This is a genomic window from Pseudomonas frederiksbergensis, assembly GCF_001952935.1.
In the GTDB taxonomy this organism is placed as follows: Bacteria; Pseudomonadota; Gammaproteobacteria; order Pseudomonadales; family Pseudomonadaceae; genus Aquipseudomonas; species Aquipseudomonas frederiksbergensis.
On sequence record NZ_CP018319.1, the window covers coordinates 5,857,628 to 5,879,535 of the forward strand.

The 21,908-nt window shown below is 60.8% G+C and carries 20 protein-coding genes and 1 pseudogene; 8 read left to right on the forward strand and 13 right to left on the reverse strand.

All coding sequences use genetic code 11. The features are described 5' to 3' along the window. Nucleotides 1–160 precede the first annotated feature (160 nt). Both PFAS1_RS27350 and preA read left to right on the forward strand, forming a co-directional pair. Nucleotides 161–1,528, forward strand: a complete 1,368-nt coding sequence (locus PFAS1_RS27350; RefSeq protein WP_076031286.1) for an NAD(P)-dependent oxidoreductase — start codon at nt 161–163, stop codon at nt 1,526–1,528. Further along, nucleotides 1,529–2,803, forward strand: a complete 1,275-nt coding sequence (gene preA, locus PFAS1_RS27355) for an NAD-dependent dihydropyrimidine dehydrogenase subunit PreA (protein ID WP_076031287.1) — start codon at nt 1,529–1,531, stop codon at nt 2,801–2,803. Nucleotides 2,804–2,914: 111 nt separating this feature from the next. Here preA and PFAS1_RS27360 read toward each other — a convergent pair whose 3' ends face one another. Further along, nucleotides 2,915–3,535: a TetR/AcrR family transcriptional regulator gene (locus tag PFAS1_RS27360; RefSeq protein ID WP_008149783.1), complete on the reverse strand. Its 621-nt coding sequence runs from the start codon at nt 3,533–3,535 to the stop codon at nt 2,915–2,917. A 140-nt stretch (nt 3,536–3,675) separates the two neighbouring features. Between PFAS1_RS27360 and copC the strand changes: the two genes are divergently transcribed. The 6 genes and pseudogenes from copC to PFAS1_RS29665 form a co-directional block, all read left to right on the forward strand. Next, complete coding sequence (gene copC / locus PFAS1_RS27365) at nt 3,676–4,041, forward strand: copper homeostasis periplasmic binding protein CopC (RefSeq protein WP_076031288.1); 366 nt, start codon at nt 3,676–3,678, stop codon at nt 4,039–4,041. A gap of 3 nt (nt 4,042–4,044) precedes the next feature. Next, a complete protein-coding gene (copD, locus tag PFAS1_RS27370; RefSeq protein WP_076031289.1) occupies nt 4,045–4,905 on the forward strand; it encodes a copper homeostasis membrane protein CopD in 861 nt (286 codons plus the stop codon). Nucleotides 4,906–5,155: 250 nt separating this feature from the next. Then, nucleotides 5,156–6,454 carry an OprD family porin gene (locus PFAS1_RS27375; protein ID WP_418328973.1) on the forward strand — a complete coding sequence of 433 codons (1,299 nt, stop codon included), beginning with the start codon at nt 5,156–5,158 and terminating at the stop codon, nt 6,452–6,454. 156 nt (nt 6,455–6,610) lie between these two features. After that, on the forward strand, nt 6,611–7,435 hold the full coding sequence (locus tag PFAS1_RS27380) for an NAD-dependent epimerase/dehydratase family protein (protein WP_076031290.1): 825 nt from the start codon (nt 6,611–6,613) through the stop codon (nt 7,433–7,435). Between the two features lie 53 nt (nt 7,436–7,488). Then, nucleotides 7,489–8,379, forward strand: coding sequence for an SMP-30/gluconolactonase/LRE family protein (locus PFAS1_RS27385; RefSeq protein ID WP_076031291.1), 891 nt, complete (start codon nt 7,489–7,491; stop codon nt 8,377–8,379). 196 nt (nt 8,380–8,575) lie between these two features. Further along, nucleotides 8,576–8,692: pseudogene (locus PFAS1_RS29665) on the forward strand (aldose 1-epimerase); the annotation flags it as partial. 59 nt (nt 8,693–8,751) lie between these two features. Here the strand turns inward: PFAS1_RS29665 and PFAS1_RS27395 are convergent. The 12 genes from PFAS1_RS27395 to PFAS1_RS27450 all read right to left on the reverse strand — a co-directional run bounded on the left by PFAS1_RS27395 (nt 8,752) and on the right by PFAS1_RS27450 (nt 21,906). After that, entirely contained in the window at nt 8,752–10,479 is a 1,728-nt protein-coding gene (locus PFAS1_RS27395; protein WP_076031293.1) for a PAS domain-containing hybrid sensor histidine kinase/response regulator, read from the reverse strand. Then, entirely contained in the window at nt 10,463–11,626 is a 1,164-nt protein-coding gene (ercA, locus tag PFAS1_RS27400) for an alcohol dehydrogenase-like regulatory protein ErcA (RefSeq protein WP_074876193.1), read from the reverse strand. Before ercA ends, PFAS1_RS27395 begins: the two co-directional genes overlap by 17 nt. Nucleotides 11,627–11,860: 234 nt before the next feature. Then, nucleotides 11,861–13,003, reverse strand: coding sequence for a pyrroloquinoline quinone biosynthesis protein PqqE (gene pqqE / locus PFAS1_RS27405; protein ID WP_076031294.1), 1,143 nt, complete (start codon nt 13,001–13,003; stop codon nt 11,861–11,863). Continuing rightward, a complete protein-coding gene (gene pqqD / locus PFAS1_RS27410; RefSeq protein WP_074876190.1) occupies nt 12,981–13,253 on the reverse strand; it encodes a pyrroloquinoline quinone biosynthesis peptide chaperone PqqD in 273 nt (90 codons plus the stop codon). The genes pqqE and pqqD overlap by 23 nt, the downstream gene beginning before the upstream one ends. Continuing rightward, nucleotides 13,250–14,002, reverse strand: a complete 753-nt coding sequence (gene pqqC, locus PFAS1_RS27415) for a pyrroloquinoline-quinone synthase PqqC (protein WP_076031295.1) — start codon at nt 14,000–14,002, stop codon at nt 13,250–13,252. The genes pqqD and pqqC overlap by 4 nt, the downstream gene beginning before the upstream one ends. 144 nt (nt 14,003–14,146) lie before the next feature. Beyond that, entirely contained in the window at nt 14,147–15,061 is a 915-nt protein-coding gene (gene pqqB, locus PFAS1_RS27420) for a pyrroloquinoline quinone biosynthesis protein PqqB (RefSeq protein ID WP_076031296.1), read from the reverse strand. A gap of 55 nt (nt 15,062–15,116) precedes the next feature. Continuing rightward, nucleotides 15,117–15,188 carry a pyrroloquinoline quinone precursor peptide PqqA gene (gene pqqA, locus PFAS1_RS27425; RefSeq protein WP_003253598.1) on the reverse strand — a complete coding sequence of 24 codons (72 nt, stop codon included), beginning with the start codon at nt 15,186–15,188 and terminating at the stop codon, nt 15,117–15,119. Nucleotides 15,189–15,480: 292 nt separating this feature from the next. Then, nucleotides 15,481–17,001 (reverse strand): acetaldehyde dehydrogenase ExaC, encoded by a 1,521-nt coding sequence (gene exaC / locus PFAS1_RS27430; RefSeq protein ID WP_076031297.1) that lies wholly within the window; start codon nt 16,999–17,001, stop codon nt 15,481–15,483. 275 nt (nt 17,002–17,276) lie between these two features. Beyond that, a complete protein-coding gene (locus PFAS1_RS27435; RefSeq protein WP_076031298.1) occupies nt 17,277–19,052 on the reverse strand; it encodes a PQQ-dependent methanol/ethanol family dehydrogenase in 1,776 nt (591 codons plus the stop codon). Between the two features lie 259 nt (nt 19,053–19,311). Next, nucleotides 19,312–20,253: a quinoprotein relay system zinc metallohydrolase 1 gene (locus PFAS1_RS27440; RefSeq protein ID WP_076031299.1), complete on the reverse strand. Its 942-nt coding sequence runs from the start codon at nt 20,251–20,253 to the stop codon at nt 19,312–19,314. Between the two features lie 16 nt (nt 20,254–20,269). Then, nucleotides 20,270–21,031, reverse strand: coding sequence for a quinoprotein dehydrogenase-associated SoxYZ-like carrier (locus PFAS1_RS27445; RefSeq protein WP_076031300.1), 762 nt, complete (start codon nt 21,029–21,031; stop codon nt 20,270–20,272). Continuing rightward, nucleotides 21,028–21,906, reverse strand: coding sequence for a substrate-binding periplasmic protein (locus PFAS1_RS27450; protein WP_076031301.1), 879 nt, complete (start codon nt 21,904–21,906; stop codon nt 21,028–21,030). The genes PFAS1_RS27445 and PFAS1_RS27450 overlap by 4 nt, the downstream gene beginning before the upstream one ends. Nucleotides 21,907–21,908: the final 2 nt, after the last annotated feature.

Genomic DNA, 21,908 nt, shown 5'->3' on the forward strand with positions numbered 1-21,908 from the left:
TGATCGTTCCCACGCTCTGCGTGGGAATGCCTCAAGGGACGCTCTGCGTTCCAATGGGACGCGGAGCGTCCCGGGCTGCATTCCCACGCAGAGCGTGGGAACGATCACAAAACCACTGCCCACCAGAGGCAGCACCTCAAATAACCGTGAGGCCAACACCGTGATCAAGACCCTGAACCACCTCCCGCATCCGCACGAGAATGCGGCCGCCCTCGCCGGCCATTTCACCGATCTGGCGCCACCGCTCAACGACCGCCAGGCCCATCTGGAAGCCTCGCGCTGCCTGTATTGCTACGACGCGCCATGCGTGAATGCCTGTCCGAGCGAGATCGACATTCCGTCGTTCATCCGCAATATCCATCAGGAAAACGTTCAGGGCGCCGCGCAGAAAATCCTCTCGGCAAACATCCTCGGCGGCAGTTGCGCCCGGGTGTGCCCAACGGAAGTGCTTTGCCAGCAAGCCTGCGTGCGCAACAACGACCATGAATGCGCACCAGTGCTGATCGGCCTGTTGCAGCGTTACGCCGTCGACAACGCACACTTCAGCGAACACCCCTTCACCCGTGCTGCCTCAACCGGCAAGCGCATCGCCGTGGTGGGAGCCGGCCCGGCCGGTTTGTCCTGCGCTCACCGCAGTGCCATGCACGGTCATGACGTGGTGATTTTCGAGGCACGGGAAAAGGCTGGCGGCCTCAACGAATACGGGATCGCCAAGTACAAACTGGTGGATGACTACGCGCAGAAGGAGCTTGAGTTCCTATTGGAAATCGGCGGGATCGAAATCCGCCACGGGCAGAAACTTGGAGAGAACCTGACGCTCAGCGATCTGCATCAGCAATTCGATGCGGTGTTCCTCGGCCTCGGCCTGGCCGCCAGCAAACAGCTGGGTCTTGCTCATGAAGATGCACCGGGCCTGCTCGCCGCTACTGACTACATCCGCGAACTGCGTCAGGCCGACGACCTGACCCAACTCCCCCTCGCTGACCGTTGCATCGTTTTGGGCGCCGGCAACACCGCCATCGACATGGCCGTGCAAATGGCACGTCTGGGGGCACGCGACGTCAATCTGGTGTACCGCCGCGGCGTCGATGAAATGGGCGCGACAGGTCACGAACAGGACATCGCCAAGGCCAATCAGGTGCGCCTGTTGACTTGGGCTCAACCTGAAGAAGTGCTACTCGATGATCAAGGCAACGTGCGCGGCATGCGCTTCGCCCGCACTCACCTGGTAGACGGTCGCCTGCAAACCACCGGCGAAACCTTCGAACTGGCCGCAGATGCGATCTTCAAAGCCATCGGCCAGGCCTTCGACGCCAGCGCCCTCGCCGACCCGCTGGCCCGTGAACTCAAGCGTGAGGGCGAGCGGATTCAAGTGGACGAAAACCTGCGCACCAGCATCCCCGGCGTGTACGCCGGCGGTGACTGCACCAGTCTCGATCAGGACCTCACCGTACAGGCCGTGCAGCACGGCAAACGGGCCGCAGAGGCGATCAACGCCCAACTCATGCTCAACGTGGAGGCAGCGTAAATGGCCGATCTCTCGATTGTCTTCGCCGGCATCAAAGCCCCCAATCCGTTCTGGCTGGCCTCCGCGCCACCGACCGATAAAGCCTACAACGTGGTTCGCGCCTTCGAGGCCGGCTGGGGTGGCGTGGTCTGGAAAACCCTGGGTGAAGACCCGGCGGCGGTCAACGTGTCGTCGCGTTACTCGGCGCACTTTGGCGCCAACCGCGAAGTGGTGGGTTTCAACAACATCGAGCTGATCACCGATCGCTCACTGGAGATCAATCTGCGGGAAATCACTCAGGTCAAAAAGGACTGGCCGGACCGCGCGCTGATCGTGTCGCTGATGGTGCCCTGCGTCGAAGAATCCTGGAAAACCATCCTGCCGCTGGTGGAAGCCACCGGCGCCGATGGCATCGAACTGAACTTCGGTTGCCCGCACGGGATGCCGGAGCGCGGCATGGGCGCGGCGGTCGGCCAGGTGCCGGAGTACGTCGAACAGGTCACCCGTTGGTGCAAGACGTACTGCTCGCTGCCGGTAATCGTCAAGCTCACGCCGAACATCACCGACATTCGCGTCGCCGCCCGCGCAGCTCATCGGGGTGGTGCGGATGCGGTGTCGCTGATCAACACGATCAACTCGATCACCAGCGTCAACCTGGAACGCATGGTCGCCAATCCCGCCGTGGGCAGTCAAAGCACCCACGGCGGTTATTGCGGTTCGGCGGTCAAGCCCATTGCGCTGAACATGGTCGCCGAAATTGCCCGCGACCCACAGACCCAAGGCCTGCCAATCTCCGGCATTGGCGGCATCGGCAGCTGGCGCGACGCGGCGGAATTCATTGCGCTGGGCAGCGGCTCGGTGCAGGTGTGCACGGCGGCGATGCTGCATGGCTTTCGGATTGTCGAGGAGATGAAGGACGGTTTATCGCGCTGGATGGACAGTCAGGGCTATGCCAGCGTATCGGATTTTTCCGGGCGTGCGGTGGGCAACACCACGGACTGGAAGTACCTGGACATCAACTATCAAGTGATTGCCAGGATTGACCAGGAGGCCTGCATCGGTTGCGGTCGTTGCCACATTGCTTGCGAAGACACTTCGCACCAGGCGGTTGCGAGCCTTAAGCAGGCGGATGGGACGCATAAATATGAAGTGATCGATGATGAATGCGTGGGGTGCAATCTGTGTCAGATCACGTGCCCGGTGCAGGATTGTATCGAGATGGTGCCGATGGAGAATGGGAAGCCGTTTCTGGATTGGAATCATGACCCGAGGAATCCGTATCACGTCGCTCCCTGACTGATCGTTCCCACGCTCTGCGTGGGAATGCAGCCCGGGACGCTCTGCGTACCAAAGCGGACGCAGAGCGTCCATTGAGGCATTCCCACGCAGAGCGTGGGAACGATCGAGTTAGGGCTCCAACCCAATCCCCCGCAAGATCACACTCGTCACCGTCTGCACCGCCCGCTCGAACTGCATGTCCGACAATGGTTGGTGGTCATTCAGAATATTCACCTGATGATCAAAGTCGGCGTAATGCTGGGTAGACGCCCAGATCATGTACAGCAGGCTCGAAGGTTCTACCGGCAGTATGCGTTTGTCGTCCACCCACTGGCGGATTTTCGCTTCTTTCATCTTGGCCCAGTCGTACAGACTGACGTCCAGTTTCTCGCCGAGGGTCGGCGCGCCGTGGATGATTTCGTTGGCCCAGACTTTGGAGCCGTAAGGCCGGCTGCGGGAGTGGTTCATCTTGGCGCGGATGTAGCTGCTGAGCACCACGCGCGGGTCGTCGAACATCTCGAAGCACAGGGCGTCCTGTTTCCACACTTCCAGCAAACCCAACAGCACAGCGCTGTACAGCTCACTCTTGGTGCTGAAGTAGTAATGCAGGTTGGAGCGCGGCAGTTGCACTTCGGCAGCGATGTCGGCCATGGCAGTGCCGCCGAAACCTTTTTCGGCGAAAACCTTTTCGGCTCCCAACAGAATTTTCTCGACGTTACTGCGACGAATCTCGATCTTGTGATTGCCCATGAGGGCTCCCTGACAACAGCGTTGCTCAAGACTAGCATCCGCTCTACCTCGCGGCGACAAGGGAAAACGAAACTTCGTACACCCAGCTACACGCAGGTAAACTGGCCGCCTTTTCGAACCTGCCTCAGAGGTATTCCACGATGCTGCTCAAGAAAACCCTGACCACCGTCGCCCTGCTCGGCTCGCTGTTCGCCGCTTCATCGGTGTTTGCCCACGCCCATCTGAAAGACCAGGCCCCGGCCGCCGACAGCACGGTGAGCGCACCGTCGGAGTTGCGCCTGGTGTTTTCCGAAGGCGTTGAAGCGACCTTTTCCAAGGTCTCGATCAGCAAGGACGGCGCTCCCGTTCCGGTGAAAAGCCTCGCCACCGAAGGCAGTGACAAGAAAACCCTGATCGTCACCCCGGCCGCACCGTTGGCAGCGGGTGCCTACAAAGTCGAATGGCACGCGGTGTCGGTCGATACCCACAAAAGCGAAGGCGCCTATGGCTTCAAGGTTGGCCAGTAATTCATGACGAGCGCGCTGGTGCTGTGCCGCTTTGTGCATTTCACCGTCGTGCTGATGTTGTTCGGGGCGTGGGTGTTCAGGCCGCTGCTGGTCAATGGCAACGCTGGACATCTGGATCAGCGACTGACGAAAACAACCTGCTGGCTGGCGGTGACGGCGCTGGTCACTGGCGTCAGCTGGTTGCTGCTGATCACCGCCAGCATGGCCGGCTCCTGGGAGGCGGCATTCGATCCATCGACCCTGCGACTCGTGCTCGGCAATACATTTTTCGGCCAGGTCTGGCGCTGGCACCTACTGCTCAATGCGTTGTTGGTGGCGCTGCTGATGTCGCCCTTGCGTGCCAACCTGCCCCTGCGAATCGGCCTCGCCAGCCTGCTGCTGGCCACCCTCGCCCCGGTCGGCCACGGGGCCATGCTCGACGGCCTCGATGGCCAATTGCTGATCCTCAATCAAATCATTCACCTGACCTGCGTCGGTGCCTGGCTCGGCGGCTTGATGGTGTTGGTGCTGATCCTGCGGCAGCCGGCAGAGCATTCCATCAAGGCGACCTTGCAACGCTTCAGCGGCATTGGTTACGTCTTGGTGGCGGGGTTGGTGATGACCGGCTTGATCAACGTGCGGGTACTCACCGGGCAATTCTGGCCGACGCCGTTGCTGTCCGGGTTTGCACTGATTCTGTTGGTCAAGGTTGTGCTGGTCGCCGCGATGCTGGGGCTGGCGTTGTTCAATCGGCTGCGGATCAAGCATTGCGAGCAACGACTGCCAACGCTGAAAACCAGCGTGATCATGGAATGGTTTCTGGGGATTGGCGCGGTGGCTGCCGTTTCACTTCTGGGCACCATGCCCCCGATGATCGTGAGCTAAACACAATCCAATGTGGGAGCGGGCTTGCTCGCGAAGGCGGCGTCACATTCAACACATTGGCTGACTGACACACCGCTTTCGCGAGCAAGCCCGCTCCCACAGGGGTTCTTTGACATACCATAAAATCGCACCAAGTCATCGTACAACTTCTGATTGACATTCCCCGTAACACTTGCAAATAATCCGCCCCAGTGTTGTACGACGACGTATAACAAAAAATAAAAACAACAAGAAACACGGGAGCGTCACTGTGAGCAAGCTCGTCCGCAATTCCTCTGTCTCCATCCCTCGCCCAACCTTCGCACGCCGTCACACCCTGAGCCTGATCGGTTGCAGCAGCCTGGCCCTCGCCCTGCCCATGACCAGTCATGCCGAAGGTTTCGTCGATGACGCCAAAGCCACGCTGAACCTGCGTAACTTCTACATCAACCGCAACTTCACCAACCCGGCCTACCCGCAGGGCAAGGCGGAAGAGTGGACGCAAAGCTTCATCCTCGATGCCAAATCCGGGTTCACCCAAGGCCCCATCGGTTTCGGCATGGATGTGTTGGGCCTGTACTCGGAAAAACTCGACGGTGGCAAAGGCACGGGCGGCACCTCGTTGCTGCCGATTCATGACGACGGCCGCCCGGCCGACAATTACGGGCGCCTGGGTGTGGCGTTGAAAGCTAAAGTCTCGAAAACCGAATTGAAGGTCGGCGAATGGATGCCGGTGTTGCCGATCCTGCGCTCCGACGACGGCCGCTCCCTGCCGCAAACCTTCCGCGGTGGTCAGTTGACGTCCACCGAGATCAGTGGCCTGACGCTCTACGGTGGCCAGTTCCGCGCCAACAGCCCGCGCAACGATGCGAGCATGGAAGACATGTTCATGAACGGCAAATCCGCGGCCTTCACCTCGGACCGTTTCAACTTTGGTGGCGGTGAATATGCATTCAACGAGAAGCGCACCCAGGTCGGCGTCTGGTACGCGCAACTCAGCGACATCTATCAGCAGCAGTATTTCAACCTGAGCCATAGCCAGCCCATCGGCGACTGGACCCTCGGCGCCAACCTTGGCTACTTCATCGGCAAGGAAGACGGCAGCGCCCTCGCCGGCGACCTCGACAACAAAACCGCGTTCGCCATGCTCTCGGCCAAATACGGCGGCAACACCTTCTTTGTCGGCCTGCAAAAACTCAGCGGCGACGATGCCTGGATGCGGGTCAACGGCACCAGCGGCGGCACCCTGGCTAACGACAGCTATAACTCCAGCTACGACAACGCCAAGGAACGATCCTGGCAGCTGCGTCACGACTACAACTTTGTGGCGCTGGGCATTCCCGGCCTGACGATGATGAATCGCTACATCAGCGGCGATAACGTGCACACAGGCATCATCACCGACGGCAAGGAATGGGGCCGCGAATCAGAACTGGCTTACACCGTGCAGAGCGGTGTGCTGAAGAACCTCAACGTCAAATGGCGTAACGCGTCGATCCGCAAGGACTTCAGCACCAATGAATTCGACGAAAACCGCATTATCATCAACTACCCGATCTCTTTGCTGTAAGCCAGCTGCTACATCGATTGTGGGGTGAGCAGACCCTCCGTCAATTTCAAACGATGACTCGTTGACAAGAACCGGAAAGCCTAACGATACTCCGACTTAGTCGTACGACAACCTACAACAAACCCAATAACAATAACTGCTTGTGCAGGGACTTCCATGACAACCACTCCTACACCCCGCGCTCCTTTCAATCGTCTCCTCCTGACCGGTGCCGCCGGTGGCCTCGGCAAAGTCCTGCGCGAACGCCTGCGGCCCTATGCCAATGTGATTCGCCTGTCGGACATCGCCGACATCGCCCCGGCCATCGATGACCGTGAAGAAGTCGTGCCCTGCGACCTGGCTGACAAGCAAGCGGTCCATCAATTGGTTGAAGGCGTGGATGCGATCCTGCATTTCGGTGGTGTGTCGACGGAGCACTCGTTCGAAGAGATCCTCGGCGCCAACATCTGCGGCGTGTTCCACATTTATGAAGCCGCTCGCCGCCATGGGGTGAAGCGGGTGATTTTCGCCAGTTCCAACCACGTGATCGGCTTCTACAAGCAGGATGAAGTGATCGACGCCCACTCCCCTCGCCGCCCGGACAGCTACTACGGTTTGTCCAAATCCTATGGCGAAGACATGGCCAGTTTCTACTTCGACCGCTACGGCATCGAGACCGTCAGCGTGCGCATCGGCTCCTCGTTCCCGGAACCGCTGAACCGCCGAATGATGAGCACCTGGTTGAGCTTCGGCGACCTGACGCAATTGCTCGAATGCGCGCTGTACGCCCCTGATGTCGGCCACACCGTGGTCTACGGCATGTCCGACAACAAGGACGTCTGGTGGGACAACCGTTTCGCCACCTGCCTGGGTTATGAACCCCAGGACAGCTCCGAAGTGTTCCGCGAAAAAATCGAAGCCCAACCAATACCAGCCGCTGATGACCCGGCACGGGTCTATCAGGGGGGTGCGTTTGTCGCGTCCGGCCCGTTCGGCGACTGAACCCGCGCACATCACTTGATCCCGACAACAAAAACCCGAGGGAATGAGCTGTCATGCAAGCCGAATTGATTGTCGATGCCCGTAACGCGGTCGGTGAATGCCCGGTCTGGATGCCTGAGGAAAACGCCCTGTATTGGGTTGATATTCCTGCCGGTGGACTTCAGCGCTGGAGCGCCGAAACCGGCCATGTCCACGCCTGGAGAGCACCGCAGATGCTCGCCTGCATTGCACGTCACCGCGATGGCAGTTGGGTTGCCGGGATGGAAAGCGGTTTTTTTCATCTGCACCCGCATAACGATGGCAGCCTCGACAGCAATCTCCTGGCGCCGGTCGAACACGCCCGCACAGACATGCGCCTGAACGACGGTCGCTGCGATCGTCAGGGGCGTTTCTGGGCCGGCAGCATGGTGCTGAACATGGGCGCCAACGCTGCCGACGGCGCGCTTTACCGCTACAGCGCCGGGCAACACGGGCCGCTCGAGGCGCAACTCGGCGGGTTTATCGTGCCCAACGGTCTGGGTTTCAGCCCGGACGGGCGGACGATGTACCTGTCTGACTCTCATCCTCTGGTCCAGCAAATCTGGGCCTTCGATTACGACACCGACAGTGGCACACCGTCCAACCGACGGCTGTTTGTCGACATGCATCAGTTCGCTGGTCGTCCCGATGGCGCAGCGGTCGATGCCGAAGGCTGCTACTGGATTTGCGCCAATGACGCCGGGTTGATTCACCGTTTCACTCCCGACGGCCGGCTGGACCGTTCCCTCGCCGTGCCGGTGAAAAAACCAAGCATGTGCGCCTTCGGCGGCAGTCGCCTGGACACCCTGTTCGTGACCTCGATCCGTCCCGGCGACGACCATGACGAACAGTCACTGGCCGGCGGTGTGTTCGCCCTAGATCCCGGCGTCAAAGGCTTGCCGGAGCCGTTGTTCAACGATTGCTGATCACCCAGCTTTGAATGATGTGACTTGGCTGGCGAGGTCTCTCTGTGGCGAGGGAGCTTGCTCCCGCTGGGTCGCGCAGCGGCCCCCTGCAATTTTTCAGACAGTCCGAGTTTCCTGTATTTGCGACTGCTTCGCAGCCGAGCGGGAGCAAGCTCCCTCGCCACAAAAGCCTTTCAATGAGCTAGTAAAAATCAACATGACGCCAATAACTCTGGAACTCGAAGACGAATTCACCCACCTCACCCTCGCCCCCGAACTCGGTGGCAGCATCGTCAACTGGAGCGTGCGCGGCACGGGTCTGCCGCTGTTGCGAGGATTGCGTTTGCTGAAGCAAGGCGAGTCAGCAGAACTTGGTTTCAGCCTGCACTATCGCTACCCCAGCAACTGACTCAGCACCGCGCGCAACTTGCCGGGTTTCACCGGTTTGTTCAGCAGCGGTGCATCGAGTCGCTGCAATGAGCGCCGACACTGATCCGTGCGGTCGGCAGTGATGATCACTGCCGGAATGGCCTGGTGGTAATGCTCGCGCAAATGCCTGACCACATCGCAGCCCACCACGCCGTGATCGAGATGGTAGTCCGCCAGAATCAATTCCGGCGCTCGCCCCTGCAACGCAGCCAGTGCAGAGAACTCATCGGTGGCCGTGACCACCTCGCAGCCCCATTGCCCGAGCAGCGCGCTCATGCTTTCGAGGATGCTCACTTCGTTGTCCAGTACCAGCAAACGCCGGCCGGGCAATGGATTTCCGGTGCCGGGTTGTGGTGCCGCCAGGCTGATCGGCAGCGGAACCTCATGGGAAATCGGCACGTCGATGCTGAACATCGAACCGCGCCCCGGCAACGAATGAACCCCGACTTTATAGCCGAGGATTTTGGCGATGCGCTCAACGATGGCCAGCCCCAGGCCCACGCCCTTGCGGTCGGCGGCGCGGCCGACGTCCAGTTGGTTGAACTCGAGGAAGATCGAATCCAGTCGGTCCGCCGCGATCCCGCGGCCGGTGTCCCAGACTTCCAGGCGCAGCATTTCACCCCGGCGCCTGGCCCCCAGCAGGATGCTGCCCTCGTCGGTGTAGCGGCAGGCGTTGCTGAGGAAGTTGCGCAAGATCCGCGTCATCAGCCGCAGGTCGGTGCTGATGGCGTAATCGCCCATGTGCACCCGCAGGTTCAACCCTTCAGCCTGGGCCACTGACTGGAACTCCGACACCAGCGGCGCGAGCAATTCGTCGAGGCGGTACAGCGCAATGTCCGGTTTGACCGCAGCCTGATCGAGCCGGGAAATATCCAGCAAATCGGTGAGCAGATCTTCCGCCCCTTCGAGCGCCTGGTGAGTCCGTTCCACCAGCACCTGTTCGACGTCGGGCAGCTTGCGTTCGCGCAGGGTCGAGATCAGCAAACGCGCGGCATTGAGCGGTTGCAACAGGTCATGACTGGCGGCGGCGAGGTATTTGTCCTTGCTGCGATTGGCGGCCTCGGCGGCGTCCCGGGCATCGCGCAAGGCTTGGGCGATCTGTTTACGTTGGGTGATTTGCTGTTGCAGGTTACGGTTGGCTTCCAGCAACTCGTCGGTGCGCGCGGTGACCCGTTGCTCCAGTTCGTCGTTGAGTTGTTGAAGACGCTGCTGGGCGAGTTTGCGTTCGGTGATGTCGGCGACAAAACCTTCCACCAGCCCTTCCTGATCAGGTTTGAGCAACAGGTTCATCAACACGTCGACGCTGCTGCCATCCTTGCGCCGCAATTGGGTTTCGTAGCCAAGCAGACTGCGCTCGCGCTTGAGCATTTCACCGATGTTTTCCAGCTCTTGCGCGCCGTTGACAAACAGGTTGCTCGCCAGATCGGCCAGCGAAAACAGCACTTCCTGGGGATTGTCGTAGCCGAGCATCCGCGCCAGTGCCGGGTTGGCGGCGCGCATGCCTTCAAGCAGGCTGGCCTGAAAGATCCCGTGGACCGCGTTTTCGAACAGCCATTTGTAGCGATTGCGCTCGGCTTCCAGCTCGTCGAGGCGCGCGGCCAGTTCCGGGTAATGACTCTTGCGCGCCGAATGGCTGCCTAATCCCAGTAACCCCGCCAGCGCCCGTTGCTGTTCGTCAGAGGGCTTCGCCATAGACGACCTCGACATCACGCTGACTGGACTCGCGCGGGTTGGTCAGGATGCACGGGTCGTGCATGGCGTGTTGCGACAGGAACGGAATGTCCGCGGTGCTGACCCCGTGCAATCCGAGGGTTTCGTGGAAGCCGATGGCGTGTTTCAACGCAATCAGGTGTTCGACCAGACGCCCGCAAATCTGACGGTGATTCAAGCCACGGCAATCGATGCCAAAGGTCTCGGCGATCACCTTGAAGCGCTCCGGTGCGGAGCTGTAGTTGAACGCCACCACGTGTTCCACCAGCACCGCGTTGCACAGCCCATGAGGCAAGTCGAGAAAGCCACCGAGGCTGTGGGACATGGCGTGCACCGCGCCGAGGATCGCGTTGGAGAACGCCAGCCCGGCCTGCATGCTGCCGAGCATGATTTTCTCGCGCAAGGCGATGTCGTGCGGGTTGGCGATCATCTGCACCAGGTTGCCGTTGATCAGGCGCATCGCTTCGAGTGCGTGGGGATCGGTCAACGGCCCGTGACCGGTGGACACAAACGCTTCGATGGCATGCACCAACGCATCGATGCCGGTACAGGCCGACAGGAACGGGTCCATGCTCAACGTGGTTTCCGGGTCGATCAGCGACACGTCCGGCACCACCGCCTTGCTGACGATGGAGAACTTCATGCGTTCTTGCTGGTTGGAGATGATCACGAATTGCGAGACATCGGCCGAGGTCCCGGCGGTGGTCGGAATCAGGATCAGCGGCGGGCTCGGGACGCGGATGGTGTCCACGCCTTCGAATTCGAGAATGCTGCGCCCATGGGCGACGACAATGCCGATGCCTTTGCCGCAATCCATCGGGCTGCCGCCACCGACGGCCACGATCACATCGCAATGGTTTTCCCGGTACAGATCGGCGCCGAGCATCACTTCTTCGACCCGCGGGTTGGGCGAGACCGCGCTGTACAGGACGTACTCGATGCCCTGGGCCTGCAGGCTGGCCTCGACATCGGCGACCCAACCGGCGGCAATCACACCGGGATCGCTGACCAGCAGCACCTTGCGGGCACCAAAGGTTTTGGCGCAATTGCCGACGTTGTGCCGGCAGCCGGCACCAAAGATGATTTCAGGCGAAACGAATTTACGCAGTTGACTGAGACTCTGGCTCATTGGAAAGCCTGTTTTTATTGTTTTGGAAGGTAATGCCCACACTAAACCATCCGGTGGTGAATGCAATCAGACCAATGGGTAGCACGGCTGGTGTACTCAAACTCTGAACTCACCGGAGAACCCCTGTGGGAGCGGGCTTGCTCGCGAAGGTGGCATTACATTCAACATTGATGTCGACTGACCCACCGCCTTCGCGAGCAAGCCCGCTCCCACAGGGGATTTGTGTTGTTTGATTCATCCGCGGTAGATCAATCGCGAAGCCTTCTCGTTGCGTAACGTCAGGTGTTCCATGCCCAGCCCCGGCGCCTCGGCTTCCTCGCGAGCCTTGAGAATCACACCGTGGTGCGGGGATTTGCTGCACACCGGGTCAGCATTTTCCGCATCGCCAGTCAGCATGAATGCCTGGCAGCGGCAGCCGCCCAGATCCTTGTGCTTTTCATCGCAGGAGCGGCACGGCTCCTTCATCCAGTCATCGCCACGAAAGCGATTGAAACCGAATGAATCAGTCCAGATGTGCTCGATGCTGTGCTCGCGCACGTTGGGAAACTGCACCGGCAACTGGCGGGCGCTGTGGCAAGGCAATGCCGTGCCGTCGGGGGTAATGTCGAGAAACAGATTGGCCCAGCCGTTCATGCAGGTCTTGGGGCGTTCTTCGTAGTAATCCGGGGTGACGAAGATCAGCTTGCACGGGTGGCCCTGTGCTTCAAGACGCTCGCGGTATTCGTTGGTGATGCGCTCGGCACGCTGCAATTGTTCACGCGTGGGCAACAGGCCGACGCGGTTGAGCTCGGCCCAACCGTAGAACTGGCACGTCGCCAATTCAACGAAATCTGCCTCCAGCTCCAGGCACAAGTCGATGATCTGCGCGATCTGGTCGATGTTGTGCCGATGGGTGACAAAGTTCAGCACCATCGGATAGCCCTGGGCCTTCACCGCCCGGGCCATGGCGAGTTTCTGGGCGAAGGCCTTGCGCGAACCGGCGAGCATGTTGTTCACCGCTTCGTCGGCGGCCTGGAAGCTGATCTGGATATGGTCCAGGCCCGCGACCTTGAAATCGCGGACTTTCTGTTCGGTCAAGCCAATGCCCGAGGTGATCAGGTTGGTGTAGTAACCCATGTCCCGGGCGGCCTTGATCAGTTCGGCCAGGTCCTGGCGAACCAACGGCTCGCCGCCGGAAAAGCCCAGTTGCGCGGCGCCCATCTCCCGGGCTTCGCGGAACACCCGGATCCACTCTTCGGTGCTCAACTCTTCGCCAGATTGGGCAAAGTCCAGCGGGTTGGAGCAATATGGGCATTGCAGCGGGCAACGGTAAGTCAACTCCGCCAACAGCCACAGCGGCGGACCCGGACGCGAGTCACTCGATCCAGAATTGAGCATGGGCCACCTCCAGAAACGCCAGCACATCTTCGTCGATCCCCGGTACGCCGGGGAAATTCGCGGACAGTTGATCAATGATCGCCGCAACGCTGCGCTGGCCGTCTACCAGATCGAGGATCTGCCCGGCACTGTCGTTAAGTTTGATCATGCCTTCGGGGTACAGCAGCACGTGACAGTCCTGACGCGGTTCCCATTGCAGGCGAAAACCCTGACGCAGAGACGGTGATTGCTCGCGGTTGATCAGGCTCACAGGGCAATCCCCCGATGCCAGACCTGTTCCATGGTGACGGTGTGATACGGCGGGCGATCCAGCTCGTAGGCCATGCTCATGGCGTCGAGCATGCTCCACAGCACGTCGAGCTTGAATTGCAGGATTTCCAGCATGCGTTGCTGGCCTTCGACCGTGACGTAGTGCGCCAGGGTGATGCGTAAACCATGCTCGACATCCCGTCGCGCCTGACTCAGGCGAGTACGGAAATAGTCGTAACCTCCGACGTCGATCCACGGGTAATGGGTTGGCCAGGCATCGAGTCGCGATTGATGGATTTGTGGCGCAAACAGCTCGGTCAGCGAACTGCTGGCAGCTTCCTGCCAACAGGCGCGACGGGCGAAATTGACGTAGGCGTCGACGGCGAAACGGACGCCGGGCAGCACCAGTTCCTGCGAGAGGATTTGTTCGCGATCCAGCCCCACCGCTTCGCCCAGCCGCAGCCAGGCTTCGATGCCGCCTTCACTGCCGGGTGCACCGTCGTGGTCGAGAATTCGTTGCAGCCACTCCCGGCGCACGTCGCGGTCCGGGCAGTTGGCGAGAATCGCCGCGTCCTTCAGGGGGATGTTCACCTGGTAGTAGAAGCGATTGGCGACCCAGCCCTGAATCTGCTCGCGGGTTGATCGGCCGGCGTACATGGCTTGGTGGAATGGATGATGGATGTGGTAATAGGCGCCTTTGGCGCGCAGGGCTGCTTCGAATTCGGCGGGGGACATCGCTTGGTCAGTCATTGTGTTCTCCTGGTAGCGCTGCGGTGTCTAGTCTGGCGCCTTCGCGAGCAAGCCCGCTCCCACATTGGTTCTCTGTTGTTCACACATTTTGTGTCCAGTGGAGATCCCCTGTGGGAGCGGGCTTGCTCGCGAAGGGGCCCTCCGCTACAACTCAATACTCATGCCGTCATAGGCCACTTCAATCCCACGCCGCTCCAGCAACGCCCGCTCGGCCGAGTCTTCATCAAGGATCGGGTTGGTGTTGTTGATGTGGATCAGCACCTTGCGCTGGCGGGTGAAGCCTTCAAGGATTTCAAGCATGCCGCCGGGGCCGCTTTGCGACAGGTGACCCATTTCACTGCCCAGGTTCTGGCCGACCTCGCAGACTCGCATCTCGTCGTCGCGCCACAAGGTGCCGTCCAGCAACAGGCAATCGGCGCGTTGCATCCAGCTCAGCACCTCATCGTCGACCTGTCCCAGGCCCGGCGCGTAGAACAGCGAAGCACCGCTGCGCCGGTCTTCGATAAACAAACCAATGGTGTCGCCCGGCTGCGGATTGCCGCGATTGGGCGAGTACGGCGGTGCGTTGCTGACCAAGGGGATCGCGCGAAATCTCAGGTGTGCACACGCCGGGATCCTGAAGGGCTCGCGGTCGAGCCCGACCGGTTGCCACTGCAGCCCGCCATTCCAATGCTTGAGCATGGTGAACAACGGGAAGCCGCTGCTCAGGTCTTCATGGACCCGTTCGGTGCACCAGACCTGATGCGGGCAGCCTTCGCGCAGACTCAACAGGCCGGTGCAATGGTCGATCTGGCTGTCCAGCAGGACGACGCCGGCGATCGCGGTATCGCGCAACCGGCGCGCCGGTTGCAGCGGCGCGAAACTCTCGAGTTGCGCGCGAATGTCCGGTGAAGCATTGCACAGCACCCAATCCACACCGTTGTCGCTCAGGGCAATCGAGGACTGGGTGCGGCGTTGGGCCCGCAGGCTGCCATTGCGCATCGCGGCGCACTGGCGGCAGTTGCAATTCCATTGCGGAAAACCACCGCCAGCGGCGGATCCGAGAACGCGAATGTGCATGGGCAATGCTCCAGAAGGCAGGCCCGGCCAACGCAACAGCTGGCCGGGTGAACAATCAGCGGTTGGCGAAATACATCGTCACTTCGAAGCCAATGCGCAGATCGGTAAACGCGGGTTTAGTCCACATGGGTCAATCCTCTTCTTATGCCGGACGATTCCGGTAAAGCCATTAATGCACGGGGCGCCAGGCACCCGAATGCTACTTTCGAACGAGGTGGCGGCGTGCATTGGTAGGGGTATTGCGGGGTTTTCCAGCACACACAAAACCAATGTGGGAGCGGGCTTGTGTGGCGAGGGGGCTTGCCCCCGTTGGGTCGCGGAGCGGCCCCAAAAAAGGGGACTGCTGCGCAGCCAACGGGGGCAAGCCCCCTCACCACAATGGCTCGCTCCCACAAAGTTTGGCGGTGTGCTTGCGGGGGTTAGAAGAACCCCATCGGGTTGATGTCGTAGCTCACCAGCAGGTTTTTGGTCTGCTGATAGTGGTCGAGCATCATCTTGTGGTTTTCACGGCCGACACCGGATTTCTTGTAGCCACCAAACGCGGCGTGGGCCGGGTACAGGTGATAGCAGTTGGTCCAGACCCGCCCGGCCTTGATCGCCCGTCCCATGCGGTAGGCGCGGTTGATGTCGCGGGTCCACAGACCGGCGCCGAGGCCGAACTCGCTGTCGTTGGCAATCGCCAGGGCTTCGGCTTCGTCCTTGAAGGTGGTGATACCCACCACCGGGCCGAAGATTTCTTCCTGGAACACGCGCATTTTGTTGTGGCCCTTGAGCAGGGTCGGCTGGATGTAATAACCCGTCGACAAGTCGCCCTCAAGACGCTCGGCCGCGCCGCCGGTGAGCAGCTCGGCGCCCTCCTCCTGGGCAATTGTCAGGTACGAGAGAATCTTGTCGTATTGCTGCTCGGACGCCTGGGCGCCGACCATGGTTTCGGTGTCCAGCGGGTTGCCGCGCTTGATCTTGACAATCTTCTTCATCACCACTTTCATGAAGTCGTCGTAGATCGACTCCTGCACCAAGGCGCGGGAAGGACAGGTGCAGACTTCGCCCTGGTTGAAGAACGCCAGCACCAAACCTTCGGCAGCCTTCTCGATGAACTGCGGCTCGGCTTGCATGATGTCTTCGAAGAAGATGTTCGGCGACTTGCCGCCCAGTTCAACGGTGCTTGGAATGATGTTCTCGGCCGCGCATTTCATGATGTGCGCGCCAATCGGGGTGGAACCGGTGAAAGCAATCTTGGCGATGCGCTTGCTGGTGGCCAGCGCCTCACCGGCTTCGCGACCGAAACCCTGAACGATGTTCAGCACGCCAGGTGGCAGCAAATCGGCGATCAGCTCGGCGAAGACCATGATCGACAGCGGCGTCTGCTCGGCAGGCTTGAGTACCACGCAGTTACCGGCGGCCAAGGCCGGAGCGAGTTTCCAGGCAGCCATCAGCAGCGGGAAGTTCCACGGGATGATCTGTCCGACCACGCCCAGCGGCTCGTGGAAGTGATAGGCGGTGGTCAGCTCGTTGATCTCGGCGGCGCCGCCCTCTTGAGCGCGGATGCAACCGGCGAAGTAACGGAAATGGTCGGCGGCCAATGGCACGTCGGCATTCAGGGTTTCGCGCACGGCCTTGCCGTTGTCCCAGGTTTCGGTGACGGCAAGGATTTCCAGGTTCTGCTCGATGCGGTCGGCGATTTTCAGCAGCACCCGCGAGCGGTCCTGCGCCGAGGTCTTGCCCCAGGCGTCAGCGGCGGCATGCGCGGCGTCGAGGGCTTTCTCGATGTCGGCGGCGCTGGAGCGCGGGAATTCGGCGATCACTTCGCCGGTGACCGGCGAAGTGTTGGTGAAGTACTCACCATTGACCGGGGCGACGAACTCGCCGCCGATGAAATTGCCGTAGCGCGGTTTGAACGTAACGACGGCGCCAGGTGTGCCAGGTTGTGCGTAGATCATGGTGGGCCTCTGTCTGGGTCGATGCCTGTCGGGCAAACAGGCGATGAACCGATAGTAGAGAGCCCTGCGCGCCAGACGAATGCGCCGTTGGCAGGAGGACTCTCGTTATTTGGTAGTAGGAGCTGAGCTTGCTCGCGATTGAAGCGCCACAGTCTTGATCGTTCCCACGCTCTGCGTGGGAATGCCTCTACGGACGCTCTGCGTTCGGCTCTTGGGACGCAGAGCGTCCCGGGCTGCATTCCCACGCGGAGCGTGGGAACGATCAGTGGCAGGTATCAGTGCTTGGCCACCAGGTCTTTCGGCAGCTTGAACGTCCAGAGCATGCCGCCCTGGTTGAAGTCCTTGATGCGCTTGGCCACTTCGCCGCCCCACAGCGGTACGGCGCCGCCCCAACCGGACAGCACCGAGACGTACTGTTCACCGTCCATTTCCCAGGTCACAGGCGAGCCGAGCACGCCGGAACCGGTCTGGAATTCCCAGACTTTCTCGCCGGTCTTGGCATTGAACGCCTGCAGGAAGCCTTCAGGCGTGCCGGTGAACACCAGTTTGCCCTTGGTGGTCAGCACCCCGCCCCACAGCGGCGCGAAGTTCTTGTGGCGCCAGACTTCCTTGCCGGTTTTCGGGTCGATGGCGCGCAGCACGCCGATGTAGTCTTCATTCAGCGGTTTGATGGTGAAACCGGCACCGAGGAACGCCGCGCCTTTCTTGTAGGCGATGCCTTCGTTCCAGATGTCCATGCCCCATTCGTTGGACGGCACATAGAACAATCCGGTGTCCTTGTTGTAAGCCATCGGCATCCAGTTTTTCGCGCCGAGGAACGCAGGGGCTACGAACACCGAACTGCCTTTGGCTTCGGTGCCGGGAGCACCTGGGCGGCTGGCTTCGTTGTAGATCGGCCGACCCTCTTTATCCAGGCCGGTGGCCCAGGTGATCTTGTCCACGAACGGGAAGCCGCGAATGAATTTGCCGTTGGTGCGGTCCAGCACGTAGAAGAAACCGTTGCGGTCAGCGGTGGCGGCGGCTTTGATCTCTTTGCCGCCTTCGGTGTAGTTGAACGACACCAGCTCGTTCACGCCGTCATAGTCCCAGCCGTCGTGAGGCGTGCTCTGGAAGTGCCACTTGATGGTGCCGTCGTCCGGGTTGAGCGCCAGACGCGACGACGAGTAGAGGTTGTCGCCAGGACGCAGGTGCGAGTTCCAAGGCGCCGGGTTGCCGGTGCCGAACAGCAGCAGGTTGGTTTCCGGGTCGTAGTAACCGCCCAGCCAAGGGGCGGCGCCGCCGGTTTTCCAGAGATCGCCGGGCCAGGTCTTGCCTGCTTCACCGCCGGAGATGCCGTTCTCTACCGCTTTGCCGTCCTTGTAGGTGTAGCCCATGTGGCCTTCGACGGTGGGACGGCTCCACAGCAGGCTGCCGTTTTTCGGGTCGTAGGCTTCGATTTTGCCTACCACCCCGAACTCGCCACCGGCGACACCGGTGATCAGTTTGCCGTTGATCACCAACGGCGCGGCACTGATGGAATAGCCTTCCTTGTGGTCGGCGACTTTCTTGCTCCAGACGACCTTACCGGTGTCCTTGTTCAAGGCCACAAGCTTGGCGTCTAGGGTGCCGAAGATCACCAGGTCGCCATACAGCGCGACACCCCGGTTGATTACGTCGCAGCAAGGACGGATGTCATCGGGCAGGCGTGCATCGTATTGCCAGAGCTTCTTGCCGGTGCGCGCATCCACCGCAAACACCCGCGAGTAGGAACCGGTCAAGTACATCACGCCGTCCTTGATCATCGGCTGTGCTTGCTGACCGCGTTGTTTTTCACCGCCGAAGGAGAATGCCCAGACCGGCCGCAAGTCCTTCACGTTGTTGACGTTGAGCGTGTCCAGCGGGCTGTAACGCTGACCCTGGACGCCCAGACCGTTGGTGACGATCTGCCCCGGGTTCTTGGGATCCTGGAGGATGTCTTGATCAGTGACGCCGGCCAATGCCGAGCCAGACAACAGCATGGCACTGAGCAGCACACTCAAGACGAAGGGTTGGCGACGTGCGGGTTGGGTCATGACGGCTACCTCTGCAGTTTTTGTTATACCCGGGAAATTTTCCCGGTCTGGTGCAGATTCTTGGGCGCCGCCGCCCTTGGAACAATTGCCCGCAGTGCTGAGATTGCTAGTTCCTTAGTACCGGGTCGGATGAGATGAGTGCTGACTGATCGTTCCCACGCTCTGCGTGGGAATGCAGCCCGGGACGCTCCGCGTCCCTTTCGAAAGCTGGAACGCGGAGCGTCCCTTGAGGCATTCCCACGCGGGAGCGTGGGAACGATCATTGCCTGTTCGCGGCGGAATCGACACGGGTCATTTGTGCGCGCTCGTAGCGCGGATACAGATGGCTGACGCTGCGGATCAGTTCGTAGCGGCTCAGGCTGATCCCGGCAAACCGTTCGGGAATGGGGCTGCGGATCATCTCGGCCATATCACTGCCATTGGCGGCGCCGTCGCGCATGAGCTGATCGAGCCAGGTCAGGTAGTCGCGCATCTGTTCGAACGGCTGTTGATCCCTGGCGACCGGTCCATGGCCGGGGACGATCAGCGTCCACGGCAGGCCTTGGAGGGTGGCGATGTCCGCCAGCCATACCGACAGCCCCGGACTGTTGGGCGTGGTCAGTGCCCGCTGGTAAAACACCAGGTCCCCGGCAAACAACACGCCGGTTTTCTGGTCGAGAATAGCCAGATCCGCGCCTGTGTGCCCACCCAGGTCCAGCAGGCGCAGATCGTGATTCCCAAAACTTCGCACGCCCGGTATCAGCGTCCGGGTCGGCAACACCACTTCGGTGCCACGCATCCAGTCGCCCACCAGGCGATACATGTTCTCGGCCATGGCATCGCCCTGCTGATGCAACAGTTCGGTGGTGCCGGCCAACGCGCTGATCGGCACATCACTGAAGGCCTGGTTGCCGAGCACATGATCAGGATGATGATGGGTCAGCAGCACCTCGATCACCGGTTTGTCGGTGGTCGCGGCGATTGCCTTGCGCATCGCTTCGCCGTAGCGTTTGGACGGCCCGGTGTCGATCACCACCACCCCCTGCTCGGTGACGATGAACCCGGTATTGACGATGTTGCCGCCATTGGCCTTGGCGAAATTATCGGTGCTGCCCTCCAGCAGCCAGGTGTCTTCGGCGATCTGCCGGGGCTTGAGTGAGTAGTCGAGTTCGGCCAGAACCGGCAGGCTCAGGCTCATGAACAACAGCAGCATCCAGCGCATCACGCGCTCCTTTGGGTCAGGGTATGGCCGCATCGAATTGATTGCCGCTGTTGTCGCGCAGCATCAGGCGCGTCTGCCCTGCCCCTTCGATATCGAAGGTCAGGTTGGGGTTTTCGCTGACCGCGGGAAACAGCTCAAGACGGGCCAGCAGTTGATCGTTCTGATCCCGCAGTTCGGCATGACTGATGAAGAATTCCGGGATGCCGCTGACCATGCCATTGTCCATCGGGTGCGCCACCTGCATGCGCACTCGGCTGAATTCACCACGGGGATAGCGACCGCCCAGCACTTCGCCGATGTGCTCCTCCCAGCCCGGCTGAGTGCGTACCACGCTCGGCGCCGTGCAACCACCGCCCGCCGCATCGATCAGCGTCGAGCCGACGTGCCACACCCCATCACGGGTCAGTACCGCCGCGCGCAACGGCGTGGCCTGCTCAATGCGGATACGAATCGACAGCCAGGGCAGCACACGGTCCAGCGGCTGGAAATCGACGATTTTCGGCAACGGGTTGAGCTCGGCCCAGGCGAGGATTTTCACCACTTCGCCCTTGAACGCCCGCGCGTCAATTTCCAGTGGCACCTGCCGGGCGTCTTCGGCGAACGGCGGCGCCAGCAGCTTGACCCGATCGTCGAACACGAACGGCGCATCCCCGAGCATTTGCTTGTGATAAAAGGCCCACATCACCGACGGCACCGGGTCTTTGCCCGGGTCGATGTCCACCGCGTGCGCGGCGATGGGCAACCAACAGGCCAACAGACAAGCCGCTCGCCAGTTCACTGTTGATACATCTCAGGCACGTCATAGCGCAGGCCGTAATGGCCATAAATAGTCTTGACCGAGCCCTCGCGAATCAAGGTTTCCAGCGCCTCTTCCACGGCATAGGCCAGTTGACGGTTGCTTTCATGCACCGCCATGCCGATCTCCCACAGCTGCTTGCCCATGTTCGGGTAGGCGTTTTCCGCCAGCGCCACTTGCGGGTCGTTGGCTTCATGAACCTGCCAGTCGATCTCCCCGCGCATGGCCATGACGGCATCGACTTCACCGGCCTTCATGGCGGCAAAAGCCTGGGGTACGCCGGGATAGTGGTGGGTTTTGCCGGCGAGCATGCCGTTGAACACCGAGGTCAGGTAGAACGACGGCACGCTGTCGACTTCGACGCCGATCGGGTGGTGCTCGAACACCGCGACGCTAGCGACTTTGTCCAGTCGGCGGCGATCATAAGCAACCTGCCATTGTTCGTTCTGGTACGGGCCGAACATCACCACATGGCCGTTTTCCAGCTCGCCCAGTTCATTGCGCTTCTGCGCGTAGGCGCGATCGTATGGCACGCGCATCATCAGGTCGGCCAGTTGCAGATCGTGCAACTGACTGGCACGCCAGATGTAATCGCGCAGGTCGTCATCGAGCTTCTCGCCGGCCGGCGCCCAAATCAACCTCAGGCGCACGCCAAGGGCCTTGGCCAACGCCTCGGCAAGTTCGACATCAACGCCCCGGGCCTGGCCGTCGTGTTCAAAACTGTAAGGGGCGAAGTCCTTGTAGACCGCCACTTTCAGTTCCCCGGCGGCGATCATTTCGTCATAGGTACGGACCTGCGCCTGCACCGCCTGGCAGCACAGCAACACAGCGCTGATCAACACAGCGAACAGGCGCATGG